13 protein-coding genes and 1 pseudogene are annotated in these 9,041 nt (G+C 45.4%); 11 read left to right on the plus strand and 3 right to left on the minus strand.

Features of this window, described 5'->3' with window-relative positions; genetic code table 11:
• Positions 1-7: 7 nt before the first annotated feature.
• The 11 genes from rpsE (at position 8) to Q0562_RS09360 (ending at position 7,070) form a co-directional block, all read left to right on the plus strand.
• Positions 8-523 (plus strand): 30S ribosomal protein S5, encoded by a 516-nt coding sequence (gene rpsE / locus Q0562_RS09310; protein WP_298643705.1) that lies wholly within the window; start codon positions 8-10, stop codon positions 521-523.
• Positions 513-701 carry a 50S ribosomal protein L30 gene (gene rpmD, locus Q0562_RS09315; RefSeq protein ID WP_298643706.1) on the plus strand — a complete coding sequence of 63 codons (189 nt, stop codon included), beginning with the start codon at positions 513-515 and terminating at the stop codon, positions 699-701. The genes rpsE and rpmD overlap by 11 nt, the downstream gene beginning before the upstream one ends.
• The gene (gene rplO, locus Q0562_RS09320) at positions 701-1,138 is read left to right on the plus strand and encodes a 50S ribosomal protein L15 (RefSeq protein WP_298643707.1); all 438 of its coding nucleotides are present in this window, start codon (positions 701-703) and stop codon (positions 1,136-1,138) included. The genes rpmD and rplO overlap by 1 nt, the downstream gene beginning before the upstream one ends.
• An 18-nt stretch (positions 1,139-1,156) precedes the next feature.
• A complete protein-coding gene (gene secY, locus Q0562_RS09325; protein WP_298643708.1) occupies positions 1,157-2,488 on the plus strand; it encodes a preprotein translocase subunit SecY in 1,332 nt (443 codons plus the stop codon).
• Positions 2,489-2,640: 152 nt separating this feature from the next.
• A complete protein-coding gene (gene rpsM / locus Q0562_RS09330) occupies positions 2,641-2,997 on the plus strand; it encodes a 30S ribosomal protein S13 (RefSeq protein WP_298643709.1) in 357 nt (118 codons plus the stop codon).
• Between the two features lie 17 nt (positions 2,998-3,014).
• Positions 3,015-3,416: a 30S ribosomal protein S11 gene (gene rpsK / locus Q0562_RS09335; RefSeq protein WP_298643711.1), complete on the plus strand. Its 402-nt coding sequence runs from the start codon at positions 3,015-3,017 to the stop codon at positions 3,414-3,416.
• A gap of 20 nt (positions 3,417-3,436) precedes the next feature.
• On the plus strand, positions 3,437-4,057 hold the full coding sequence (gene rpsD, locus Q0562_RS09340) for a 30S ribosomal protein S4 (RefSeq protein ID WP_298643712.1): 621 nt from the start codon (positions 3,437-3,439) through the stop codon (positions 4,055-4,057).
• Between the two features lie 39 nt (positions 4,058-4,096).
• Positions 4,097-5,062 carry a DNA-directed RNA polymerase subunit alpha gene (rpoA, locus tag Q0562_RS09345; protein ID WP_298643713.1) on the plus strand — a complete coding sequence of 322 codons (966 nt, stop codon included), beginning with the start codon at positions 4,097-4,099 and terminating at the stop codon, positions 5,060-5,062.
• A gap of 31 nt (positions 5,063-5,093) precedes the next feature.
• Positions 5,094-5,471, plus strand: coding sequence for a 50S ribosomal protein L17 (gene rplQ, locus Q0562_RS09350; protein WP_298643715.1), 378 nt, complete (start codon positions 5,094-5,096; stop codon positions 5,469-5,471).
• A gap of 808 nt (positions 5,472-6,279) precedes the next feature.
• Positions 6,280-6,723 (plus strand): helix-turn-helix domain-containing protein, encoded by a 444-nt coding sequence (locus Q0562_RS09355; RefSeq protein WP_298643716.1) that lies wholly within the window; start codon positions 6,280-6,282, stop codon positions 6,721-6,723.
• Positions 6,720-7,070: a hypothetical protein gene (locus Q0562_RS09360; protein ID WP_298643717.1), complete on the plus strand. Its 351-nt coding sequence runs from the start codon at positions 6,720-6,722 to the stop codon at positions 7,068-7,070. Before Q0562_RS09355 ends, Q0562_RS09360 begins: the two co-directional genes overlap by 4 nt.
• Positions 7,071-7,110: 40 nt before the next feature.
• Here the strand turns inward: Q0562_RS09360 and Q0562_RS09365 are convergent, their stop codons facing one another.
• The 3 genes and pseudogenes from Q0562_RS09365 to Q0562_RS09375 all read right to left on the minus strand — a co-directional run.
• Positions 7,111-7,374 (minus strand): hypothetical protein, encoded by a 264-nt coding sequence (locus Q0562_RS09365; RefSeq protein ID WP_298643719.1) that lies wholly within the window; start codon positions 7,372-7,374, stop codon positions 7,111-7,113.
• A 149-nt stretch (positions 7,375-7,523) separates the two neighbouring features.
• Positions 7,524-7,943: a helix-turn-helix transcriptional regulator gene (locus Q0562_RS09370; protein ID WP_298643720.1), complete on the minus strand. Its 420-nt coding sequence runs from the start codon at positions 7,941-7,943 to the stop codon at positions 7,524-7,526.
• Between the two features lie 817 nt (positions 7,944-8,760).
• Positions 8,761-9,041, minus strand: a pseudogene (locus tag Q0562_RS09375) (tellurium resistance protein TerY); the annotation flags it as partial.

Here is a 9,041-nt window from a genome sequence, read left to right on the forward strand (position 1 = left end):
AATTATAATGGTACAGCAAAAAGACCGTTCGCAGGATACCGAGTTTTCCGAAAAATTAGTGGCTGTCAATCGTGTCACAAAAGTAGTTAAAGGTGGTAGGCAATTTACTTTTACTGCCTTGACAGTTGTAGGAGACGGTAATGGTCGTGTCGGGTATGGCTATGGTAAAGCCAAGGAAGTTCCTATTGCTATACAAAAGGCAATGGATCATGCAAAAAAGAATTTAGTTAAAATTGTTCTTAATAATGATACATTGCATCATCCCGTGATAGGTACGCATGGAGCAGCTAAGGTCTATATGCAGCCGGCGTCAGCAGGAACTGGAATTATTGCGGGAGGAGCAATGAGAGCAGTTTTTGAAGTTTTAGGCATTAAAGATGTTTTAGCGAAATGTATCGGTACTCGAACCCCAGGCAACGTTGTGCGCGCTACTATCGTAGGGTTACAGAAAATGACGACACCCAATGAAATTGCTGCAAAACGCGGCAAGTCTCTTGAGGAGGTACAAGCAAATGTTGGATAAACAAGTGAAAATAACATTAATTAAAAGTAAATTTGGTCGCTTACGTAGGCATAGGCAGTGCTTGTCAGCGTTGGGACTAAAAAAGATCCATCAATCACGTTTTATAGATGATACACCTTCTAATCGTGGGTTAATTAATAAAGTTTCTTATCTTCTGAAGATCGAAGAGGTGCACTGATGTATCTGAATGATTTGCAACCTATGGCAGGATCCTATCATAAATCAAAACGCTTAGGACGTGGAATTGGATCTGGATTAGGCAAAACTAGTGGTAAAGGACATAAAGGGCAAAAGGCTCGTTCTGGGGGGTACCATAAAATCGGTTTTGAGGGCGGACAAATGCCCTTACAGCGCCGCCTTCCTAAGCGAGGATTTTTTAGCACCTCTAAGCAAGGTACGTTTCGCATTAGGACTTCCGAATTAAATGTTTTTACATCTTCTCAATTAATTGATATAGCCGCTTTGAAAGAAAGAAAAATTATTCCAATTGATGCAATAAAAGTAAAGATTTTCCTTAGTGGTGCTGTCTCTGTATCTTTAAAATTGGAAGGAATTAATGTTACGTCTGGAGCTAGAGAAATGATAGAGGCCGCTGGTGGCTCTGTTAGTGAGTGATGTTTATAGGATGATCATATGACGGCGAAGATAAGTAATAATTCAAATAAGGAGCTAATTTCGCGACTTTGGTATCTGATTTTTGCATTAATAATTTATCGTATTGGTGCACATATTCCTGTTCCGGGAATAGATCATACCAAAGTGCGCCAATTGTTTGAGAGTGGAGAAGGATCAATATTTCAGCTCTTTAATATGTTTTCTGGTGGAGCATTGAGTAATGCCTCGTTACTTGCTTTGGGAGTTGCCCCTTATATATCTGCATCAATTGTCCTGCAGCTATTTACGCATATGTATCCGCCACTTAAAGAATTACGCCTACAAGGAAGTGGCGGACAGAAAAAGATCGGGCAATATACGCGTTATTTGGCCTTTGGCTTTGCACTCATACAAGGATTTGCAATATCCAAAATGGTCATGGCTCAAAATCTAACTCTGTATCATGGACAACCCTTTCTAATAATGGGAGCTATTTCTTTAGCAACGGGTGCTTTATTCATGATGTGGCTTGGCGAACAAATTACGGAGCGTGGCATCGGTAATGGTATTTCTATGTTGATTTTTGCTGGCATTGCCGTTCATATACCATCTGGTATTGTAAACCTAATTGTACAAGCCAAAGAAGGCGATATTACTTTTTTCAGATTCTTTCTGATGCTATCTATTATAGTGTCGCTGTTTGCACTTATTGTGGTTACTGAACGTGCGCAAAGACAGATTGCAATTCATTATGCTAAACGACAGGGACCAGGTAGCCATGATATGGGACAAAGATCACATTTGCCATTGAAAATTAATATGGCGGGCGTTATTCCTGCAATTTTTGCTTCGGCAATAATAACATTAATAGTATCGGGACTTGCTCTTCTTGGAAGCCTACCTGGCACTTGGGGACGCTATTTCTCTGATGTGACACATGGATTTTCGCAAGGAAATTGGCTGTATATCGCAACATTTTCATTATTGATAGTGCTTTTTTCTTTCTTTTATACGGCCATGATGTTTGAAAATCGTGAGCTTGCTGAAAATTTAAAGAAATCTAATGCGTTTATTCAGGGGTTTAGGCCTGGTAGACAGACTTCCGAGTATCTTGATATGGTGCAGGAACGATTGACTTTAGTAGGTGCAATCTATGTTGCCTTTGTATGTATCCTGCCTTCTCTGTTAAATATAGGTTCTGCGAACGGGCAAGTCCTTTTCCTTTTTGGAGGTACTTCCTTACTCATTGCTGTTGTCGTTGCAATGGATTTTGTTTCGCAAATTCAGTCTCATGTTATGTCTAAGCAATATGAACAACTGATGAAAAAAGCAAATCTTGCAGGATTTAATAATAATAGAGGAAGTCTCTAAAGTTTATGTCCTAAGTGGAATTAATAGATTTTCTATGTGATATAATTAAGACGGTTCTGCTACTTATGTCATGATAAAGTTATACTTTTTCAGTTCATTGATTAGCTTATCACTTAGAGTGGTGGTGTAATTTTTTATTTTAGGAGTTTAAAATGGCTCGCATAGCTGGAATTAATGTACCAACACAAAAACACGCTGTTATCGCGTTAACAGCTATCTACGGTATTGGCCTAACCCGTGCCCGCAATATTTGTGCAGCAGCAAAGGTTGAACCAACAAAGAAAATTCGCGATCTTACTGATGCGGAAGTTGATTCTTTGCGCGCAGCGGTTGCTGAATACAAAGTAGAGGGCGACTTACGTCGTCAAATCTCTATGAGCATAAAACGGTTGATGGATTTAGGCTGCTATCGAGGTTTACGCCATCGTCGTGCTCTTCCAGTACGCGGTCAGCGTACTAAAACGAATGCGAGAACCAGGAAAGGTCCTCGTCGCCCGATTAAACGATAAAATGTAGAGGAGATCTTATGGCTAAAGCTACTACTAGTAAGCAAAAAAATGTTAGAAAAAAAGCGAAGCGTGTTGTTGTGGATGCTGTTGCGCATGTCCACGCTTCTTTTAATAACACTATCGTGACCATTACCGATGGTCAGGGTAACACGCTTTCTTGGGCAACTGCTGGTGGTTCTGGTTTCCGTGGCTCAAGAAAGAGTACACCGTTTGCAGCACAGGTAGCTGCCGAACAGGCTGGGAATGCTGCTAAAGAATACGGCGTCCAAAATCTTGATGTGAATGTTAAGGGCCCTGGGCCCGGTCGAGAATCGGCTGTGCGCGCATTAAATGCCGCTGGTTTTAACATTCACAGTATCACTGATGTAACACCCATTCCGCACAATGGTTGTCGTCCTCCTAAGAAGCGTCGCGTTTAATTTGCCCGGAGTATTGATTAATGGCTAGATATATCGGACCTAAGTGTCGTTTGGCTCGCAGAGAGGGGATTGACCTCGAATTGAAATCAGGGATTCGTCCCACTGAGTCGAAATGTAATATGGGAGCTGCACCTGGACAGCACGGTATTCGTCGAGGGCGGCTATCTGATTATGGAAACCAGTTGCGAGAAAAGCAGAAGTTAAAACGTATTTATGGAGTACTGGAGCGCCAGTTCCGTAATTACTATAAGAAAGCGTCACAACAAAAAGGTTCTACAGGAGAGAACTTGCTGCAATTTTTGGAACAACGTTTGGATAATGTGGTTTATCGCATGGGGTATGGAACGACTCGTGCTGAGTCGCGTCAATTGGTTTCTCATGGAGCAATTGAAGTTAACGGTAGATGTGTAACAATAGCTTCTTTCCAAGTTAGAGCAAATGATATCGTTGCGGTGCGTGAGAAAAGCCGTAAGCAATCACGTATTCAAAGTTCTTTAGAACTTGCAACGCAACGCGGATTTGTTGAATGGGTTGATGTGGATACGACGAAGATGTCAGGTTTATTTAAAAGGGTACCTGACCGTATTGATTTGTCGCCAGATATTAACGAATCATTAGTAGTAGAATTGTATTCTAAGTAATCTTAAAAATTCTTTTAATTACTTTTATAGGCATTTTATATGGCGTTATCAGATCTGTTAACTCCACGTATCGTTAAGATACAAGAAATTGGATTAAATACGTCACGAGTTACTTTAGAACCGCTGGAACGTGGTTTCGGTTATACTTTAGGTACGGCATTACGTCGCGTGCTGTTGTCTTCTATTGAGGGCGCTGCCGTTACTGAATGTGAGATTGATGGTGTTCTACATGAATATTCAGCGATCGAGGGAGTGAGTGAAGATGTTATTGATGTTTTGCTGAATTTAAAGGGATTATCTTTAATTTTACATGAGGGCGATCGTGCCAAAATGCATTTATCTGCTAATAAAGCTGGCATAGTTAGCGCAGAATGTTTTAAGGTTCCAGCTAATGTCAAAATTTGTAACCCTGGACATGTGATTGCTCATTTGACTCAGGATGTTCCTTTTAATATGACGGTTGTTGTTGAGAAAGGCCGTGGCTACCAGGTAGCTGTTCAGGAGGGGGGGGCTGTAAATGTGCCTAATGTTTTGCGCATTGATGCATCTTTTAGCCCTATAAAACGTATCGCCTATCGTGTAGAGGCTGCACGTGTTGAGCAACATACTGATCTGGACAAGTTGATTATTGATGTCGAATCTAATGGTTCAATAGAACCAGAACAAGCAATTAGACAGGCGGCAACTATTTTACACAAACAAATTGCTGTTTTTGTTAATTTGGAATCTACCGAGGTTGAAATAGAACCAGAGGAAGAAACGCAGGTTGATCCGGTATTGCTACGACCAGTTGATGATTTAGAACTAACTGTGCGTAGCGCTAATTGCCTTAAAGCAGAGAACATTAACAATATTGGTGATTTGGTACGCAGAACGGAAGTTGAGCTTTTAAAGACACCGAATTTGGGTAAAAAATCACTAAATGAGATAAAAGAGGTTCTGGCCGCGCATGGTCTAGAACTTGGTATGGATTTAGATAATTGGTCTGGTAATGAGACCCACTAGTCTAGTTTTATTTATTTAGTTAGGAGTTTTTATGAGACACAAATTGTCGGGACGTAAATTTAATCGCACCAGTGCGCATCGTAAAGCGATGTTCAAAAATATGTCGGTTTCTTTGATTGAGCATGAATTGATTAAAACGACTTTATCTAAAGCAAAGGATTTGCGTGGGATTATTGAGCCCATTATTACGCATGCTAAAAACCATGATGATGTTGCAGGCCGACGCATTGCGTTTTCGCGTCTGCGTGATCGCAAAGCAGTGCAAAAATTATTCGCAGAAATCGCACCACGTTATAAGGCTCGTCCGGGTGGTTATGTAAGAATTTTAAAATGTGGTTATAGGGCAGGTGATCGGGCACCAATGGCGTATATTGAATTTGTGGATCGACTTGTTGCGGATGAAGCATAAAATAAAAGTGCAGGGGTTCTTACTTCATTAAGTAGGAAGCGTCATTGACTTCTTTGTGGACCACGAAAATAGACCCATTGAGGATGACAAAGTAGAAGCTTTCAATTGGTATAAGACTTATGTTGATTTTTGATGGGTTTATTATTATAACTCTTGCGAAACGATTTTTACAGAAATCTAATCCGACGAAGTGACGTGGATTCAAATGGCTCACAAGTGTAGCTTACGCTTTTTGGTGGTGTTCTGAAAAGTATGCTGACAGGGTTGTTGGTTAACAGAAACTAATAAAGGCAACGGGCAGATGTAGGCAGTAGTCTGAAAAGTATGCCGCCCATAATCCGAGCGGGTTTGGTTGACCTTCCAGCTATAATGATAGGAAAAGCTCTCTCGTATCTTCTGTGTACGCTATTGACAGGTTCGTCGAGCATATATATCAGACCACCGCCATCACCGAAAATAGTCATTTCATGAGTGTGTCCATCTAGGCAAGGTCTTGTCTGGATGGTTTTTTTGTGGACGACAAGCCGAGGCGTAGATCGGCGGCTGCCGTTGGATTGTGGCAATTTTTCCGGGTAGTGGGGATTTGAGACCGACCCGGTGTCCGGCCGCCCCTTCCAGAAGGGCATATCATCTTTGATGTCCACAAGAATTTTTATGGGTATGGGCTGGATAGGTCATGATCGTTACTGTTTCCGAACTATTCAACCATATGGGGGTGTGCTCAAAGAGCGTAAAAACAAATAGCGCGCCTTTGACAACCAGTTTACAAATGATGTAAACTGGTTATTAATTTTCTTTCGGAGCCCCAATGGCCCATCAATCCGTAAGCCAGCTGGTGCTGGGCATTTTTCGCCTGAACGGCCAGATCGCCGCTTGGGGCGACCGTTTCGCCGCCACCAGCCAACTCACTACTGCGCGCTGGCAGGTGTTGGGCGCTATCGCCACCAGCGAAACGCCGCTCACTGCGCCGCAGATTGCCGAGCGCATGGGCATCAGCCGTCAGGGCGTGCAAAAGCAGCTTAATCTGCTACTGGACGGAGAACTCGTCAATGCCCAAGATAATGCCGCCCACAAGCGTTCGCCCTGCTACACCCTTACCGCCAGCGGCCAGGCACTATTGGATGACATCAGCGCGCGTTGGCGCGAGCAGGCAAGCGTTTGGGCGCAAGATTATCCGCCAGAAGCGCTGGTTACCGCGCTTGCCGTCCTTGAAACCCTTTCCCGCCAGATCCAGTCTCCGGAGCAGCCATGAACCCTATCCTGCTGCTTGCCAACACCCTCTGCGCACTGCTGGCCGTGGTCGCTGCCCTGCTCGCCTTGATACATCCGGAACTGATGTTGCGCGCGCAAAGCGTCGGCGATGACGTCCGTTTCTACGCGCATATGTACGCCGCCCGCGCCATTCCCTTTGGTTTGGCGGCAGCGCTAGTGCCATTTTTCTTCCACAACGGCGCGGCGCGCCTGTTGCTGATAGCTTTTGCCCTGACCCAGCTCGGCGACGTGTCAATCGGCTGGCGCCGCCGTGAGTGGGGCATGGTAATTTGCCCCGGACTCTGCGCGGCGGTTCATTTGGCTGCTGCCCATTTTGTGATGGTTTGAAAAGACGACTGCCAAGCGAGGCAAACACCGGTTGGGATCGCTACCAAGCGGCGTAAATCTTGGCTTCGTCAAGCAATGTAATGACGCGCTGCGCTGTTTTCCACAGGCGCGGCTTTTCGTTGCACACGAAACGTTGGACCGCAAAAGGCGCACCGCAGAGGCATTCTTTATCACAATTACAAGACGATGTTGATTTCCGGCGATGCAGAGACTGGTCGTTGCCTGCCGTCGGCGCACCGACGCCGCTGCGGGCAGCCGCTGTCGAGGCCCGCTGGAAAAATTTGACAAAGGCATCGGCGTACATGGTGTCCAGTGAGGCGATGGTGTCGGGTTGTTTCAGATGGGCACCGGCTTTCGGTACGGGCGCAGCCGGATACGGGCGTACCATAGCCCACGGCATGCCTGCTCATTGCCATGACCGAACCGGGCGCAAAAGCGATGAGTTGCAGCATTTCAGGCACTACCGCTTTTTTGCAGGACGGCGACCAGCGTGCGCAGCGTCTCGATTTCGCGCGCCTGCTGGGCAATCAGCGCATCCTTTTGCGCGCCCAGGGCTTCCTGATGAGCGAGCAACTGTTGCAGACGGTTGATTTCGGCGGTGAGTTCTTGTTGCGAGGCAGCGTAATAATTACTGCTGTGCTGGCTATTTTCGTTAATCAGGCAAATCACGCTGCGCTCGCTTACTGCCATCAAATCATTCAGGTCAACATCCAATGCCCCGGCAATCTGCTCCAGACTGGGAATGTTGAGACGGGTTTCGCCGCGCTCCAGCTTGGCATAACCATTGGTGGACATGCTTAAACGGGCAGCCATTTCCTCTTGCGACCAGTGCCGCAATTCACGCATGGTGCGGATTTTGTCGTGTACTTTCATGGGAACCTACACTGTTGGGGATAGTTACTGATAAAAATTGTGGGTGGTGGATTCTGGCAGATAAATTAGAATATTGCAGCAATATTTGTTCTTAATAATGGAGGTTAACCATGTCGATGTATTATATTATAAGTAATATATTCTTCCTGATAATTCTTAGTGTACTTTTATTTTTTGCAGCCATAGGCTTCCACTACCTTTTTAATAATGATAAATAAAAGCCTTCAAGTGCAGGAAAGAGAGTGTTGGAGTAATTATTGCAAGTTAATTTGAGTGTTGTGTTTCTTGTTTCCAGAAGAGGTGCTTATGGATGACATTTGGACGAAGGTAATAATAGCCTTAGTATTTTTTATATTGAACGCAGTATTTCCTCCATTACGATTATTCCTCAATTGGGTATGGAATCTTATAACGGCATTCGTCTGATTGCTGAATATATGCGGTTCTTTGCGCATGACAAAATCTGCCGCTTACCGAAAAGGTGTATAGCGGAACTTCATCAAGCGGCGTAACTACGTCGCTTGTTTTTTTGGAATGTTGCCGACTATTTTTTCTGTTGTAGCGCGCTTGGCTGCCAAATAGCCGCCAAGCGGCGTAAATACCGGGCCTGCCAAGCGGTGTAAACAAGGGAGGGGCTTTTGTCCCCTCTGGCCTTCGACCACCTCCCCCCCCGCAAGCGGGGAGGGATTTTTTTGTTCCAAGCGGCGTAGTTGCTGGACCTGTCAAGCGGCGTAAATACCGGGCCTGCCAAGCGGCGTAAATTGCGGGTGTTTTCTCGGGTACGGGCATATGAAAGCGCCCCGCAGGGTGCTTTTTTTTACAGGACGATGTTGATTTCCGGCGGGGGCGGCGGCAGGTCGTTGCCCGCTGTCGGCGCGCCGACGCTGACGCTGCTGCTGGCAACGGCTGCCGAGACCCACTGGAAGAATTTGGCGAAGGCGCTGGCGTCCATGGTGTCGAGCGAGGCGACGGTGTCGGTCAGTTGCCGCAAGTAGGAGGCGTCTGCCTTCGGCCCGGCGGCGCAGGCGACGATGTTGCCAAAACCCAGCGATTTGATGACGGGGATGGCTTCGCTGTACGCGAGCAGGTCGGTCGGTT

It is taken from the genome of uncultured Cardiobacterium sp. (assembly GCF_938028825.1).
In the GTDB taxonomy this organism is placed as follows: domain Bacteria; phylum Pseudomonadota; class Gammaproteobacteria; order Cardiobacteriales; family Cardiobacteriaceae; genus Cardiobacterium.